General features: G+C 69.2%; 13 protein-coding genes and 1 pseudogene. 5 read left to right on the forward strand and 9 right to left on the reverse strand.

From position 1 onward, the window contains the following. The first annotated feature begins 117 nt into the window (after nt 1-117). Nucleotides 118-513, forward strand: coding sequence for a DUF1844 domain-containing protein (locus SACGLDRAFT_RS13960; RefSeq protein ID WP_005465460.1), 396 nt, complete (start codon nt 118-120; stop codon nt 511-513). Between the two features lie 12 nt (nt 514-525). On the opposite strand, the gene SACGLDRAFT_RS13965 is transcribed toward SACGLDRAFT_RS13960, so the two are convergent. The 3 genes from SACGLDRAFT_RS13965 to SACGLDRAFT_RS13975 are packed head-to-tail and all read right to left on the reverse strand — an operon-like array spanning nt 526 to nt 3340. Next, entirely contained in the window at nt 526-903 is a 378-nt protein-coding gene (locus SACGLDRAFT_RS13965) for a RidA family protein (RefSeq protein ID WP_005465461.1), read from the reverse strand. A gap of 29 nt (nt 904-932) precedes the next feature. Beyond that, entirely contained in the window at nt 933-1667 is a 735-nt protein-coding gene (locus tag SACGLDRAFT_RS13970) for a response regulator (protein ID WP_005465462.1), read from the reverse strand. A 17-nt stretch (nt 1668-1684) separates the two neighbouring features. Continuing rightward, nucleotides 1685-3340, reverse strand: a complete 1656-nt coding sequence (locus SACGLDRAFT_RS13975; protein ID WP_005465463.1) for an ATP-binding protein — start codon at nt 3338-3340, stop codon at nt 1685-1687. Nucleotides 3341-3513: 173 nt separating this feature from the next. Here SACGLDRAFT_RS13975 and SACGLDRAFT_RS13980 point away from each other — a divergent pair, with 173 nt between their 5' ends. After that, the gene (locus SACGLDRAFT_RS13980; RefSeq protein ID WP_040919072.1) at nt 3514-4821 is read left to right on the forward strand and encodes a cation:dicarboxylate symporter family transporter; all 1308 of its coding nucleotides are present in this window, start codon (nt 3514-3516) and stop codon (nt 4819-4821) included. Between the two features lie 105 nt (nt 4822-4926). On the opposite strand, the gene uvrA is transcribed toward SACGLDRAFT_RS13980, so the two are convergent. From uvrA to SACGLDRAFT_RS23005, 3 genes and pseudogenes are all read right to left on the reverse strand, one after another. Further along, the gene (gene uvrA, locus SACGLDRAFT_RS13985; protein WP_005465465.1) at nt 4927-7785 is read right to left on the reverse strand and encodes an excinuclease ABC subunit UvrA; all 2859 of its coding nucleotides are present in this window, start codon (nt 7783-7785) and stop codon (nt 4927-4929) included. Nucleotides 7786-7839: 54 nt separating this feature from the next. Next, nucleotides 7840-8730, reverse strand: coding sequence for an acyltransferase family protein (locus SACGLDRAFT_RS13990; RefSeq protein WP_232283964.1), 891 nt, complete (start codon nt 8728-8730; stop codon nt 7840-7842). 68 nt (nt 8731-8798) lie between these two features. Beyond that, nucleotides 8799-9071, reverse strand: a pseudogene (locus SACGLDRAFT_RS23005) (hypothetical protein); the annotation flags it as partial. A 76-nt stretch (nt 9072-9147) separates the two neighbouring features. On the opposite strand from SACGLDRAFT_RS23005, the gene SACGLDRAFT_RS13995 reads away from it, so the two are divergent. Further along, entirely contained in the window at nt 9148-9825 is a 678-nt protein-coding gene (locus SACGLDRAFT_RS13995; protein WP_005465466.1) for an MBL fold metallo-hydrolase, read from the forward strand. Nucleotides 9826-10059: 234 nt separating this feature from the next. Here SACGLDRAFT_RS13995 and SACGLDRAFT_RS14000 read toward each other — a convergent pair whose 3' ends face one another. After that, the gene (locus SACGLDRAFT_RS14000; protein WP_005465467.1) at nt 10060-10452 is read right to left on the reverse strand and encodes an NUDIX hydrolase; all 393 of its coding nucleotides are present in this window, start codon (nt 10450-10452) and stop codon (nt 10060-10062) included. A gap of 211 nt (nt 10453-10663) precedes the next feature. Here SACGLDRAFT_RS14000 and SACGLDRAFT_RS14005 point away from each other — a divergent pair, with 211 nt between their 5' ends. Further along, a complete protein-coding gene (locus SACGLDRAFT_RS14005; protein WP_005465468.1) occupies nt 10664-11251 on the forward strand; it encodes a MerR family transcriptional regulator in 588 nt (195 codons plus the stop codon). A 31-nt stretch (nt 11252-11282) separates the two neighbouring features. Next, nucleotides 11283-11936: an RES family NAD+ phosphorylase gene (locus SACGLDRAFT_RS14010; protein WP_005465469.1), complete on the forward strand. Its 654-nt coding sequence runs from the start codon at nt 11283-11285 to the stop codon at nt 11934-11936. Here SACGLDRAFT_RS14010 and SACGLDRAFT_RS14015 read toward each other — a convergent pair. Then, the gene (locus SACGLDRAFT_RS14015) at nt 11929-13875 is read right to left on the reverse strand and encodes a S9 family peptidase (RefSeq protein ID WP_005465471.1); all 1947 of its coding nucleotides are present in this window, start codon (nt 13873-13875) and stop codon (nt 11929-11931) included. The two genes, SACGLDRAFT_RS14010 and SACGLDRAFT_RS14015, sit on opposite strands and share 8 nt — an antisense overlap. Nucleotides 13876-13916: 41 nt before the next feature. Continuing rightward, nucleotides 13917-14933, reverse strand: a complete 1017-nt coding sequence (locus SACGLDRAFT_RS14020) for a TerC family protein (protein WP_005465473.1) — start codon at nt 14931-14933, stop codon at nt 13917-13919. Nucleotides 14934-14990: the final 57 nt, after the last annotated feature.

The following is a 14990-nucleotide window of genomic DNA, read 5'->3' on the forward strand; positions in this document are numbered from 1 at the left end:
CACTCGCAGTCGCGTGACCGGACCCGGCCACCTGAAGCGGCGACTCGGGTGGGAGCGGGGCTCCACTTGCGGCCCCCGATGCCTCGGAGGCTGGTCGCACGTGGAATCGTACCAGACGTGCAAGACGATTCATTCAACACTTCCGAGCCCGGTGCTGATTCCCGGAATTCCCCGGACTCCGCAGATTCCCCGAACGTTCGCGAACTGCACGCCATCCCCAGCGTGGAGATCATCAGCAGGGCGGCCGTGATGCTGATGTCCGCAGCCGCGGAACGGCTGGGGCTCGCCGACGAGGACCCCGACTCCAGCCCCCTGCGGGACCTGGACGAGGCGAGGCGGCTCATCACGGCGCTGGCCGGCCTGGTGACCGCCTCCGGCGAGTACCTGGGCGCCCACGCGGCTCCCCTGCGGGACGGGCTGCAGTCGCTTCAGAAGGCGTTCCGGGAGGCCTCGGCCGTGCCGGACGCGCCGGGACAGGGGCCGGGCGAGAAGTACACGGGCCCGGTGTACTGACGACGAAGTTCGTCAGTCCAGCACCGCCAGCGCGTCGATCTCCACGAGCAACCCGGCGGGCAGGCCCACGTACACCGTGGTCCTGGCCGGGTACGGCTCGGACACCAGCTCGTTGTACACGGCGTTGAACTCGGCGAAGTGCGCCCTGTCAGTGAGGTAGGCGCGCATCATGACGACGTCGTCGAGCCCGGAGCCCGCCGCTTCGAGTACGGCACGCAGGTTGGCGAACACCTGGCGGGTCTGACCCGCGACGTCCTCGGCGACCCGCCCCGTCGCGGGGTCGACCCCGACCTGGCCCGCAACCTGGAGGATGTTCCCCTTTCGCACGGCCTGCGAGTACGCCGCCACCGGCGCCGGGGCCGCGGTCGTGCGCACCGCGTGCTTGCTCATCGCGCCCTCCTCATCACCCGCGTGTGACGCTACGACGTCTCGGGCGAGGCCCCGAGCCCGTCGTCGCCCCGACCACCGGAGGTGTCGGGGTGTCCGACGGGGACGTAGCGAACCTCGGGGCGCCCGACCGTTCCGTAGTGGGGACGACGGCGGGCTACCCCGTGATCGGCAAGGTACTCGAGATAACGGCGAGCGGTGACACGGGCGACGCCGCTGGCCGCCGCGACGGCGGCGGCCGAGACTCCCTCGCGTGCCTCGGCGAGGACCGCGGTGACCGCGTCGAGGGTGGCGGCGCTCATCCCCTTGGGCAGCGGTTCCCGGCCAGGGGTGCGCAGGGTTTCGAGGACGCGGTCGATGTCGGCCTGACCGCTGGCCTTCCCGAGCCGTGCCACGCGGTCGCGGAACCGCGCGTAGCTGTCGAGTTTGCCTCGCAACGCCGCGAAAGTGAACGGCTTCAGCAGATACTGCACCACCCCGGCGGAGACCGCGCCGCGCACGAGCTCCAGGTCCCGCGCCGACGTCACCGCGATCACGTCCACCAAAGCGCCCGTGGCGCGCAGGGTGCGGCACACGTCCAGGCCGTGCGTGTCCGGTAGGTAGAAGTCGAGCAGCATGAGGTCGACCCGATGCCGTGCGCAGAACCGCACGGCCGCCCTGCCCGAGTGCACGACGCCCGCCACCGTGAACCCCGCGACCCGTTCGACATACGCCCGATGGGCGTCCGCCGCCACCGGATCGTCCTCGACCACGAGCACATTGATCATCCGTGATGCCTCCGCTATCACTCTAAAGAGCTAGCGGCGCGGCGGGACGCTGCGGAAAGAGGAATACGTACCGTGAACACGGCGCCGCTGTCCGCAGCGTTGGCGACGGTCACCGTGCCACCGAGACGACGCACTGTCTGCCCCACGAGCGCCAGGCCGAGACCCCGCCCGGTGTCCCCGCCTCCCGACTTGGTGGACCACCCGCGACGGAAGATCCGCGAGCCGACCGCGGGGTCGATGCCGGGCCCGGAATCGGCGACTCGAATGACGAGCACCTCGTTCTCGGTCTTGACCGTGACCCGGATGGTGGGAGCGCGGTCGGCCGCCGTCTCGATCGCCGCGTCCATCGCGTTGTCGACGAGATTGCCGAGCACGGTGATGAGGTCGCGCGAGTCGATCGCGGCGCTCGTGTCGTCGAGGACGGTGTCGTCCGTGATCACCAGTTCGACCCCGCGTTCGGCGGCCTCGCTCAACTTGCCCAGCAGCAGGGCGGCCAGGACGGGCTCCGAGACCGCGCCCAGCACCCTGTCCGTGAGTTCCTGCGCGGTGCGCAACTCCGCCGTGGCCAGTGCCACCGCCTGCTCGGTGCGGCCGAGTTCCACGAGCGAGACCACCGCGTGGAGCCGGTTGGCCGACTCGTGGGCCTGGGCCCGCAGTGATTCGGCGAATCCCCGTACGGTGTCCAACTCCCCCGTCAGGGACTGCAACTCGGTGTGGTCGCGCAGGGTCACCACGTTGCCCATCGCGCGTCCTCGCGAGCGCACCGGGACGGTGTTGACGAGCAGGACCCTGGTCTCGGTCACGTGCAGCTCGTCGCGCACCTGCTCCCGCGCGGTCAACGTGCGGGCCAGCGCGTCCGCGAGCCCGAGTTCGGCCACCGGGAAGCCGCGCACATCCCCCCGGAGATCGAGCAAATCCGCCGCGGCGTCGTTGTACAACCCGACCCGGCCGTCCCGGTCGACCAGCACGAGTCCTTCCCGCACGGAGTGGAGGATGGCCTCGTAGTAGTCGAACATGCGGCTCAGTTCCTCCGGCGCCACCCCGCGAGTCTGCGCGCGCAGGCGGTTGCTCACCGCCACGCTGCCGACCACGCCCACGAACAGCGCTCCCGCGGCGACCCCCAGCACGAGCGACAGCCTCTGAGCGAGTTCCGTCGAGATCGCCTCCACGGTGATTCCGACGGCCACCAGGGCCACCACGTCGCCGTCGACGAACACCGGTGCGACCGCGCGCACCGACGGACCGAGCGTGCCGGTGTAGGTCTCGGTGAACGCGCGTCCCCGCAGCGCGGGGTCGATGGTGCCGATGAACGGCTCGCCGATGCGGTCGGGGTCGGGATGGGTGTAGCGGGTGCGGTCGCGGTCCATGATGGTGATGAAGCCGACCCCGGTGTCGGCACGGACCCGCTCGGCGAACGGCTGCAACCTCACGCTGGGGTCCGGGAGCGTCACCGCCTCGCGCACGTCACGGGAGTCGGCGATGGTGGCCGCGACCGCGACGACCTCCTCGGCGGCCTTCTCCTCCACGGTGCTCTCGGCGTCGAGGTAGGCGAGCACGGCGCCCCCCAGCACCAGCACGCCCACCACGGCCAACTGCAGGACCAGCAACTGTCTGGCGACGCTCCAGCTCCGCCCGCGGGGGCGGGAAGTACCGAAGCGGGACGAACGGCGCATCGGTTCATGAGAACACACCCCCTCGGCGAGTTTTCACGACCGAAATGAACACAATCGTGACTCGCACGGGATCGGTTCCCATAGTCATCCTGATCCCCCGACAGCACTTCGAGGAGGCAATGTTGCCTGGACCGTCGCCCACGGCCGAGAATCCGCCACGGCGTCGCGACCGGATGCACTACCTGTACCTGGCTGTGATCGCCGCGGTGGTGCTGGGTGTCCTCGTCGGTTTCGCCGCCCCCGACGTGGCGAAGGAGCTCAAGCCACTGGGCACCGGCTTCGTCAATCTGATCAAGATGATGATCAGCCCGATCATCTTCTGCACCATCGTGCTCGGCATCGGGTCGGTCGCGAAGGCGGCCAGCGTGGGCAAGGTGGGTCTGCTGGCCGTCGGCTACTTCCTGCTGATGTCCACCTTCGCGCTGGGCATCGGTCTCGTGGTCGGCAACGTCCTGCACCCCGGTGAGGGTATGGAGCTCGACCCCGCGGCCGCCGCGGCGGCGCAGGAGAGCGCGTCGGAGGGCGAGGGAACGGTCGACTTCCTCCTCGGCATCATCCCCGACACCCTGATCTCGGCGTTCACGGCTGACTCGGTGCTGCAGACCCTGCTCGTGGCGCTGCTCGCCGGGTTCGCGCTGCAGAAGATGGGGCAGGCGGGCCAGCCGATCCTGCGCGGCATCGAGCACATCCAGCGGCTCGTGTTCCGCATCCTCTCGATGATCATGTGGGCGGCGCCCGTGGGCGCGTTCGGCGCGATCGCGGCCGTCGTCGGCGAGACCGGGTGGGACGCGCTGCGCAGCCTGGCCGTCATCATGATCGGCTTCTACGTGACCTGTCTGCTGTTCATCTTCGTGGTGCTCGGAGCCGTGCTGTGGCTCGGCGCGCGGGTCAACATCTTCAAGCTGCTGGGCTACCTCGGCCGGGAGTTCCTGCTCATCGTGTCGACGTCGTCGTCGGAGTCGGCGCTGCCGCGGCTCATCGCGAAGATGGAACACGTCGGTGTCAGCAAGCCCGTCGTGGGCATCACGGTGCCCACCGGCTACTCGTTCAACCTGGACGGCACCGCGATCTACCTGACGATGGCCACGCTGTTCATCGCCACCGCGCAGGGCAGCCCGCTCAGCATCGGGGAGCAGATCTCGCTGCTGGTGTTCATGATCATCGCCTCGAAGGGCGCCGCCGGTGTCAGCGGGGCGGGCATCGCGACCCTCGCGGGTGGTCTCCAGTCGCACCGGCCCGAGCTCGTGGACGGGGTGGGCTTCATCCTCGGCATCGACCGGTTCATGTCGGAGGCCCGCGCGCTGACGAACTTCGCGGGCAACGCCGTCGCGACCGTCCTGATCGGGTCGTGGACGAAGCAGCTCGACCGCGAGCGGCTCTCCCGTGTGCTCTCGGGCGAGGAGCCGTTCGACGAGACGACGCTCGTGGACGACCACGCCCCGGCGTCCGACGCCGACGCCAAGCAGCCGGCCCACGCCTGAGCGTTACGGGTCTCGACACGACGAGGCTCCCGTGGTTACGTCCCTCGTAGCGGAGGTGACCACGGGAGCCTCGTGTCGTGAGTACCCGGTCCCGGCGGGCGGAGGTCAGTTCCGCAGCAGTGGCGCGAGGAACTTCCCGGTGTAACTGCCCTCCGTGGCCGCGACCTCCTCCGGCGTGCCTTCGGCGACGATCGTGCCGCCGCCGGAGCCGCCCTCCGGGCCGAGGTCGATGATCCAGTCGGACGTCTTGATGACGTCGAGGTTGTGCTCGATCACGATGACCGTGTTGCCCTTGTCGACCAGCCCGTTGATCACGCCGAGCAACTTACGGATGTCCTCGAAGTGCAGGCCCGTGGTGGGCTCGTCGAGGATGTAGACGGTCTTGCCCGTCGAACGCTTCTGCAGCTCGCTGGCGAGCTTCACCCGCTGGGCCTCACCACCGGAGAGCGTGGGCGCGGGCTGGCCGAGCCGGACGTAGCCCAACCCCACGTCGACCAGCGTCTGCAGGTGCCGGTGGATGGCCTTGATGGGCTCGAAGAACTCGGCGGCCTCCTCGATGGGCATGTCGAGGACCTCGGCCACCGTCTTGCCCTTGTAGTGCACTTCGAGCGTCTCGCGGTTGTAGCGGGCGCCCTTGCAGACCTCGCACGGCACGTAGACGTCCGGCAGGAAGTTCATCTCGATCTTGATGGTGCCGTCGCCCGCGCACGCCTCGCACCGGCCGCCCTTGACGTTGAACGAGAACCGTCCCGGCTGGTAGCCACGAACCTTCGCCTCGGTGGTGGCCGCGAACAGCTTGCGGATGTGGTCCCACACGCCGGTGTAGGTCGCCGGGTTCGACCTCGGGGTCCGGCCGATGGGTGACTGGTCGACGCGGACCAGCTTGTCGACGTGGTCGAGTCCCTTGACGCGCCGGTGACGTCCGGGCACCTGCCGGGCATTGTTCAGCTTGTTCGCCAGCACCGTGGCCAGGATGTCGTTGACCAGCGTCGACTTCCCCGACCCGGACACGCCGGTGACCGACACCAGGCAGCCGAGGGGGAACGACACGTCGATGTTGCGTAGGTTGTTCTCGCGGGCACCCACCACCGTCAGCTGGCGCTTGGGGTCCCTCGGCCTGCGTACGGCGGGCACGTCGATCGAACGGCGGCCCGAGAGGTAGTCACCGGTGAGCGACTTTTTGTTCCGCACCAATTTCTCGTACGGGCCGCTGTGCACGATCAGACCGCCGTGCTCGCCCGCGCCGGGACCGATGTCGACGACCCAGTCGCTCGCGCGGATCGTGTCCTCGTCGTGCTCGACGACGATCAGCGTGTTGCCGAGGTCGCGAAGCCGCGTGAGTGTCTCGATGAGGCGATGGTTGTCCCGCTGGTGCAGTCCGATGGACGGCTCGTCGAGCACGTACAGCACACCCACGAGCCCGGACCCGATCTGCGTGGCCAGGCGGATGCGCTGTGCCTCCCCGCCGGACAGCGTGGCCGCCGCGCGGTCGAGGGAGAGGTAGTCCAGGCCGACGTCGAGCAGGAAGTGCAGGCGCGCCTGGATCTCCTTGAGCACGGCGCCGGCGATCATGGCCTCGCGGGGGCCGAGCCGGAGCCCGTCCAGGAACTTCGACGCCTCCGCCACCGACAGCGCGCACACCTCGGCGATGGAGAGCTCCCCGAGCTCCTCGTGTTCCAGCGTGACGGCGAGGATCTCGGGCTTGAGACGGGTGCCCTGACAGGCCGGACACGGCACCTCGCGCATGTAGCCCTCGTAGCGTTCGCGCGCCCACTCGGACTCGGTCTGCTCGTGCCTGCGCTCCAGGAAGGGGATGACGCCTTCGAAGTTGGCGTAGTAGGAGCGCTTCCGGCCATAGCGGTTGCGGTAGCTGACGTGGACCTGTTCGTCGACGCCGTGCAGGATCGCCTTCTGCACCTTCGCGGGCAGCTTCCGCCACGGGGTGTCCATCCGGAAGCCCATGGTGGTCGCCAGGGATTCCAGCAGTCGCTGGAAGTACTCCGCGCTCTGCCCGCCCGACCACGGGGCGATGGCGCCTTCCGCGAGCGAGAGCTCGTCGTCGGGCACCACCATCTCGGGGTCGACCTCCTTGCGGACCCCGATGCCGGTGCACTCGGGGCAGGCCCCGTAGGGCGCGTTGAAGGAGAACGACCTCGGTTCGAGGTCCTCGATCGTGAGCGGGTGGCCGTTGGGGCAGGCGAGGTTCTCGGAGAAACCGCGCGTGCGGTGGGGGTCGTGCTCGGGGAGGTCCACGAACTCCAGCTCGACGAGGCCGTCGGCGAGCCTCAACGCGGTCTCGATCGAGTCCGTGAGCCGCTGTTTGGCGCTGGGCTTGACGGTGAGCCGGTCGACGACCACGCCGATGTCGTGCTTTTCCTGCTTCTTCAGCTTGGGCGGGTCGGACAACGGGTGGACCGTGCCGTCCACGCGGACCCGCGCGAAGCCCTGCTGCTGCAGGTTGGCGAACAGGTCCACGTACTCGCCCTTACGCCCGCGCACCACCGGAGCGACGACCTGGAAGCGGGTGCCCTGCTCCATGTCCAGGACCTGGTCGACGATCTGCTGCGGGGTCTGTTTGCTGATCGGTTCGCCGCACTGCGGGCAGTGGGGTTTGCCCGCGCGGGCGTACAGCAGCCTGAGGTAGTCGTAGACCTCGGTGATGGTGCCGACCGTGGAACGCGGGTTGCGCGACGTGGATTTCTGGTCGATCGACACGGCGGGCGACAGTCCCTCGATGAACTCCACGTCGGGCTTGTCCATCTGCCCCAGGAACTGGCGCGCGTACGCGGACAGCGACTCCACGTAGCGCCGCTGCCCCTCCGCGAAGATGGTGTCGAACGCGAGGCTGGACTTACCGGACCCCGAAAGGCCCGTGAACACGATCAGGCTGTCTCTGGGAAGGTCGAGGTCGACGCCGCGTAGGTTGTGTTCGCGGGCGCCACGGACTACGAGGCGATCAGCCACCCGAGATCCCTTCAACTGGTGTGTGGAAGACGCCGGAAGTCGGCCGGCACCATGCTAGGGCGGGCCACCGACAAAAGTGCCGCGAGTGCCGTGTGAGCCGACCGATGGGGTGGGGCGCACCACAGCGGGCGCGGTTCGTCGCGGGGCGAGCCGGCGATACGCCGGGCGCTCGACGAGAACGGTCAAGAGCCAGCCCAGTACCAGGGCCACCCCGGCCACCACCGACAAGCGTAACCACCAGGGCGAGACCCCGGCTTCGGACAGCGTCCTGGCCACGACGTAGCCGATCTGCTGGTGGACGAGGTACAGGCCGTAGCTGATCCCGGCCAGCCAGAAGATGGGGCGACGCAACGAGCGCAGCACGCCGACGCCCCAGTCGGGGCCTCGGGCCGCCGCGCACATCGCCCCGAGCATGAGGGCGAACCCGAGCACGGCGTACCACGGGCCGTGGAAGCACTGGATCACCAGGGCGGTCGCCAGCAACGCGCCGAGCTGCGCCGAGGAGAGTCGACGCTGCTGCCACAGCCAGATCGCCACCCCCGCGGCGAACAGGTACGCCCGGAGCATCCCGGTGGCGGCGGGCAGCACCCCGACATAGTCGCGCACCGCGCGCGCCACCGCGGAGATTGCCATCGCCGACCACAGCACCGGGGGAGCCCCCACTCGCCGGTGCATTCCGCTGCGCCACAGCAGCGCGGCCGCCGCGAACGCGGCCACCTGCACCGGCATGGTCCAGTAGGAGCCGTCGATCCGGTGCCAGCCGTCGGGGTTCCACTCGTGCAGCAGGAACAGGTGCAGCAGGAGATCGTTCAGATCCGGCACGTGCCAGGCGGGCAGGGCGTCCGGCGCGGGCTCCGGCGGCATGATCGGGTCGAGAAACAGCAACCCCAGCAGTCCTTGCTGGTGCTCGCCTCCGTTGAATCGCACGACCGCGTATCGCGACACCACGTAGACCCCAGGAGCACGGCCGCCAGGTAGGCGGGCAGCAGCCGGGCCAGGCGCGTCCGGAACCACCGACCCGGTGCCCCGCGTCGGAGGGCGGGTCCGATGAAGTAGCCCGAGAGCACGAGCAGGGTGATCGTGCCGAACCGGAGGTCGATCCGCACGGGGTACGGCTCGATGCCGGGGATGGTGGACGCGAGACCGGTGAAGTGACCGAGCAGCACCAGCAGGATGGCCACGACCCGGATCACGTCCCAGCTGAACCGGCGGGACGTTCGTGGCACCGGTTCCGAACGGGCCACGACGGTCACGACGACACCCCCGCCCTCATTCGGTGGACACACGCGAAGAGCAGACCCTAGCCGGGGCCGCGTCCCGGCCTGTCTCGGGGGTTGGTACTCGATTGACTACCGTAGGACCGTGAACGTCACGGAGGACTACACCGGCCACGTCGAACCCGGTGGTGCCGCTGCCCGGCGCACGCTCGACGCGCTGACCATCACGAAGGTGTCGGTCGGCCCCATGGACAACAACGCCTACCTGTTGGTGTGCCGCGCCACCAACGAGGCCCTGGTCATCGACGCCGCGAACGACTACGAGCGCTTGTCCGACCTCATCGGACACGGCCCCGACCGTCCGGCCCTGCGCACGATCGTCACGACTCACCAGCACGCCGACCACTGGCAGGCGCTGGGTGCGCTGGCCGGTGCCTACGGCGCCGACACCGTGGTCCACCCCGCGGACGCCGATCCGCTGCCCGTCCCCCCGGACATCCTCGTCGAGCACGGTGACACGATCGCCGTCGGCGAGGTCACGTTGGAGGTCATCCACCTGCGGGGTCACACCCCCGGCTCGATCGCGCTGCTCTACCGCGACCCACAGGGGCACCCCCACCTCTTCACCGGTGACTCGCTCTTCCCCGGAGGCGTGGGCAAGACCACGTCGCCGGAGAACTTCACCTCGCTCATCGACGACGTGGAACAGCGGATCTTCGACCAGCTCCCCGACGAGACGTGGTTCTATCCCGGCCACGGCGACGACTCCACGCTCGGGGCGGAGCGGCCGAAGCTGCCCGAATGGCGTGCTCGCGGATGGTGACCGGCGCGACCGCGCGCTCGTGAGCGTGGACGTCGGGGTGGCGGGGCCGAAGCTTCGTCACCCCGAGGTGTCCGTCCGCCGTCCGGCATCGACTCGCGTGGCGTAGGAGCGGTGCGGCTCCTCTCCCTTCCCCGACCACGCCGGCTCGTCCCCGAAGGCCACCGCGCCGAGCGCGGCGGGGCAGCGATGTCGCCCGCCGAAGGTCGCATGAGGACGAGCGGCCGGCCGTCGAGTTCAGTCGATCTCTCCGCGTTCGGCGAGGACACCGAGGACCCGCCGCCCGGCGGGAGGACAGCGATGCCCGTCGGCCGCTCCCAGCCACGCCAGCTCGGCGATCTCGCGCCCCGGCCGCAACTGGCCGTCGTACCGGGCGGTGTAGGCGGTCATGTGCACCCTGCGTCCGTCGGAGTAGCCGTCGGCGAGTTCGTCGAGCACCGCGAACAAACTGAAGCTGCGCGGGTCCAACTCCACCCCCAGCTCCTCGCGAATCTCCCGGCACAGGCACTCGACGTCGCTCTCGCCCGCCTCCCGTTTGCCGCCGGGAAGGTAGAACTTCTCCTTGCCCCGAGTCCGCACGGTCAGCAGTCGCCGGTCCCGAACGAACACCCACGACACGCTGTCGATCACCTTGGTCACGGGTTCCGACGCTAACGGGACACCGGGCGGGTGACGGTGACGGGGCGTGGGAAGCCTGGACAGAGCAGCTTCGCGAGGGCAGACTGAGCGGGCAGCTACGGAAAGTGTTTAATGTTGTGCGTTGTGTGTCGATTCCGGTGAATTCCCGCGCAACAGGGCGGCAAAAGCGCACGAACCCGCACATCCGGGCTACCCTGGGCGCATGACGACCATCGCCCTCAAAAACGTTCTCGCCAAGGCGGGTCTCAAGGCGGACCCCACCGAGTTTCTGGCGCTGGTCGAAGACGCGGCCAGGCGTTTGACTCCCCCGAGCCCGAACCCGTCGCACTACTTCTCGGCCGAGCAGCGGGCGGCCCTTGAGGATGTGGGGCTCGATCTGAGCCCGACGAGTGACGACGAGCAGGACCACCGGGCCCGGATGGTGGCCGCGCACGCGGTGTTGGCCGACTCCTCCCTCACCGTCAGCGAAGCGGCGTCGCTGCTCGGAGTCGACGACAGCCGTATCCGACACAGATTGAAGGAAGGCAGGCTCACCGGCTGGAAGGCACAGGGTGGGTGGCGGCTGCCCGCGTGGCAGTTCACGTCCAGCGGTGTGCTTCCCGGACTCGACGTCGTGCTGCGCGCCGTGCCCGACGACCAGCCCGTCCTGGTGGTCGCGGCGTTCATGAGCACACCCCAGACCGACCTGGTGATCAACGGTAGACCTGCCACCCCGAGACAATGGTTGCTCGCGGGCGGCGACCCCGAGTTCGTGGCCGAACTGGCCGCCGAGCTCGGCACCCCCGTCTGACCCCAAGTCCCGGATCGGTTAGTCACGGTTCATGGCACGACTGCCCCGGCCGCCGGCGCGGGCCGTACTGGTCAACGCGCTGCGCCCAACCGAAGACATCGTCGCCGTCCACCCCAACACCCGGCTCGTGCGAGTGTTCACCGCTCAGGGCAGGCATCCCCAGCAGTGGAACACCTTCCGCTACACCGGCCCGCTGCCGCACGGACGGTTCGACCCGCAGCAACCCCGGCACGGCGAGATGGTCACCGATCCCCGGAACGGGGTGTTGTACTTCGGGTTGTCGGTACGCACGAGCGTGGCCGAGGTGTACCAGACGACCTCGACGGTCGACCGCAAGACGCGAGGCCCGCACCTCGTGATCGTTCGCCCCGCCCGGACGTTGCGGCTGCTCGACCTGTGCGGCCTGTGGCCGACCAGGGTCGGTGCCTCCCAGGAGATCTCCAGCGGCCCGAAGAAGATCACGCAGGCCTGGGCACGGGCGATCCGCTCCGCCTATCCCGATCTCGACGGCGTCTGGTACCGCTCGTCGATGGACGGGGGCGAACCCGCGGTGTGTCTGTGGGACCCGCCGGCGGGCGGCGCGTTGCCGCCCGTGCCCGATGTCCTGCTCCCCCTCGACCACCCCGGACTGGACGTGCCGTTGTCCAGGGTGTGCGAGGAGCTCAACTACGTCCTGGTCAACTGACCGGCAGGTGCCGCTGCCACCACTCCAGCACGGCGTCGAACCGCTGGACACGGTGACGGGGACGTCCCGAGCGGGTCAACTCGTGGCCCTCGCCGGGGAAGAGCAGCATCTCGGTCTCGCACCCGGCCTTCTTGACCGCGACGAACATCCGCTGCGCCTGTTCGATCGGGCAGCGCCAGTCGTGTTCGGAGTGCGCGATCGCGAACGGGATGGTGATGCGGTCGGCGTAGGTGAGGGGACTGCGCTTGCGTTGTTCCTCCGGATCGTCGCCCACGTAGGCGCCGCTGAAGTACCAGCCGATGTCCGAGCTGCCCGTGAACGAGTCCCACGCGTTGACGGCGCGCTCGCTCCACGCCGCCCGGAAGCGATGTCCGTGGTGCGCGGCGAGCCAGCCGGTCATAAAGCCGCCGTAAGAACCCCCCATCACGCCGACTCGGTCGGCGTCGGCGTCCGGCCTCGTCAACGCGGCGTCGAGCAGGGCGAGGACGTCGTCGGCGTCCACCGTGCCGAGCGCTCCCACGACGGCACGCCCGTGCGACTCGCCGTACCCGGCGGAACCGCGCGGGTTGGGCAGCACCACCAAATAGCCCGCGGACGCGTAGACCTGCGCCTCGTCGAACAGACCCCAGTCGTACTGGGCGAAGGGACCACCGTGCACCACCAGCAACACGGGGTGTGGCCCCTCCCCTTCGGGCACGACGACCCAACCGTGGACGGGATAGCCGTCGGGCGCGGTGGCCGTCACCTCCTCGACGGGCCTGATCCCGGCCTCGCGCAGCGAGGCGGAGAAGTCCGTGAGGGTCCGAACGGAGCCGTCCTCGACGAGCAGGACCTCACCCGTGTCCGTGGGACCCGCCTGCACGACCGCGATCCGATCGCCGTCGACGGCGAAAGACCGCACGGCGGCCCGCTCCCCCGTCACGAGTGGCAAGGTGTCGAGAACGGCGCCGTCCGCGTCGCGCGGCACGCCGCGAAGCTCCACGGCCCCGCGGTGGCGGACGGCGACCAGGACGTCGTTCTCCCTGGGGGCGGGCGGGCCGACCGAGGGGTCGCAGTCGACCGTCTCCGCGTCGGTCAGCCTGCGGGGCGACGTCCTCTCGTCCAGCGACGTCACCCAGAGTCCGGTGTTGCGGGCCACCGGGGTGAGACCGTCGAACTCGGTTCCGTAGAAGAAGACCGTGCCGTCGTCGGTCACCACCGGGTGGGCCGCACCGCCCGGACACCGCACGAGCAGCTCGGGTTCCCCACCGGCGACGGGGATCACGTAGAGGTCCTGGTGCAGCGTTTCCCGAGCGTCCCAGTCCCGTGGTGCGACGACCACCACCCCGGTGCCGTCCGGGGTCCAGCCGGGGTCCTTGACCGAGGTCGCGGCGTCGGTCAGCGGCGTGAGTTCCGCTGGCTCGGAGGAGTCGTCGACCGCGTCGATGTCGACGACGAAGAGGCGGCGGGGCCGGTCGCGGGTGAAGCCCTCGTCGTCGAGGCGGTAGTCGAAGCGGGTGATGCGCCGAGGCCGTTCCCGCTCGGGGCTCAGGACTTCTCCTCCCCCATCGACGGCGGTGCCGTACCGGCCGGGTTCGGGGACGCGCGCGGTGAACGCGATGCGCCGGGAGTCCGGGGCCCACACCGGCGCCCCGGCGCCCAGCGGCAGGGTGGTGAGCCGACGCGACTCACCACCCGAGGTCGGCATCACGTGCAACTGCGGGGCGTCCGTGCCGGTCGCCCGGAGGAATGCGACCCACCGACCGTCGGGAGAGATCGTCGGGGAGGTGTCCCGCTCGCCATGGGTCCACGGCACGGTCTCGCCGGAGTCGAGTCGCACGAGGGAACTGCGGTAGAGGTCGGTCTCCGGGTCGGGGCGAGACACCGCGGTCAGCAGCAGCTCGCCCCGCAACGCCGGGCGACCGGGAATGGCCATGAGGCTGAGATCTGTGGGGCGCATGACCTCGAACCTTAACCCAGCTAATTAGCGAAGGTAACGGATCAACCCTCCCGCGAGGGTTCCCGCTCCTCGTCCGCGGTCGTCTCCTCCTGCGGATCGAGCTTGCCGACGGCCTCCGGGTCGCGCTTGGCCTTCACGAGGCTCGCGATCGTGGTGATGGTCAGCACCGCCACGATCACCCCGAGGGAGGTCCAGTTGTTGATGTTCAGCCACTCGGGCGTGACGTGGTACTCGTGCAGGGCGTGCAGGATGAGCTTCACCCCGATGAAGCCGAGGATGACCGCGAGGCCGTACGACAGGTAGACCAGCTTGGACACCAGGCCGCCCAGCAGGAAGTACAACTGGCGCAGCCCCATGAGCGCGAACGCGTTCGCCGTGAAGACGAGGTAGGCGTTCTGCGTGATCCCGAAGATCGCCGGGATGGAGTCGACGGCGAAGAGCAGGTCGGCGCTGCCGATGGCGACGATCACCACGAACATCGGGGTGAGGTGTCGCTTGCCGTCCTGTTTGACGAGCATTTTGTGGCCGACGTAGTCCGGCGTCACCCGGAAGAGCTTGCGGACCAAGCGCGTCAGCGCGTTCTCGGTGTACTCCTCGTCCTCGTCCTTCTCCCTGGCCGTGTTGATCGCGGTCCAGATGAGGAAGGCGCCGAAGATGAAGAAAATCCACACGAATTCTGCGATCAGCGCGGCGCCGACGACGATGAACGCGGCCCGCATCGCCAGCGCCAGGAGGATTCCGATCAACAACACCCGGTGCTGGTGGATCACCGGCACCCGGAACGAGGCCATGATCACCATGAAGATGAACAGGTTGTCGACCGACAACGAGTACTCGGTGATGTAGCCGGTGAAGAACTCGACGCCCGGATCGTGTCCGCCCAGGACCCACACCCCGATGCCGAAGAGCACGGCGCAGGAGACGTAGAAGATCACCCAGCGCGCGGCCTCACCGGTGGTGACCGCGTGGGGTTTGCGGTCGACGATCACCAGGTCCGCCACGATGAGGACGAGTAGCCCCGCCACCGTGGCAATCCACACCCACACGGGCACGCTCATGTATGCCAACCTCCGGTCAGCGCTCAACGGCCAGTACCGGAGGTCTCTCCCACCGGT

The sequence above is a fragment of the Saccharomonospora glauca K62 genome (assembly GCF_000243395.2).
Classification (GTDB): domain Bacteria; phylum Actinomycetota; class Actinomycetes; order Mycobacteriales; family Pseudonocardiaceae; genus Saccharomonospora; species Saccharomonospora glauca.

What these genes read in the sequence shown, in the direction of transcription:
- SACGLDRAFT_RS14010 (WP_005465469.1), top strand. Translation starts at nt 11,283, where the DNA reads ATGGCACGACTGCCCCGGCCGCCGGCGCGGGCCGTACTGGTCAACGCG.
- SACGLDRAFT_RS13975 (WP_005465463.1), bottom strand. Translation starts at nt 3,340, where the DNA reads ATGCGCCGTTCGTCCCGCTTCGGTACTTCCCGCCCCCGCGGGCGGAGC.
- SACGLDRAFT_RS13970 (WP_005465462.1), bottom strand. Translation starts at nt 1,667, where the DNA reads ATGATCAATGTGCTCGTGGTCGAGGACGATCCGGTGGCGGCGGACGCC.
- SACGLDRAFT_RS14020 (WP_005465473.1), bottom strand. Translation starts at nt 14,933, where the DNA reads ATGAGCGTGCCCGTGTGGGTGTGGATTGCCACGGTGGCGGGGCTACTC.
- SACGLDRAFT_RS13980 (WP_040919072.1), top strand. Translation starts at nt 3,514, where the DNA reads ATGCACTACCTGTACCTGGCTGTGATCGCCGCGGTGGTGCTGGGTGTC.
- SACGLDRAFT_RS13965 (WP_005465461.1), bottom strand. Translation starts at nt 903, where the DNA reads ATGAGCAAGCACGCGGTGCGCACGACCGCGGCCCCGGCGCCGGTGGCG.
- SACGLDRAFT_RS14005 (WP_005465468.1), top strand. Translation starts at nt 10,664, where the DNA reads ATGACGACCATCGCCCTCAAAAACGTTCTCGCCAAGGCGGGTCTCAAG.
- SACGLDRAFT_RS14015 (WP_005465471.1), bottom strand. Translation starts at nt 13,875, where the DNA reads ATGCGCCCCACAGATCTCAGCCTCATGGCCATTCCCGGTCGCCCGGCG.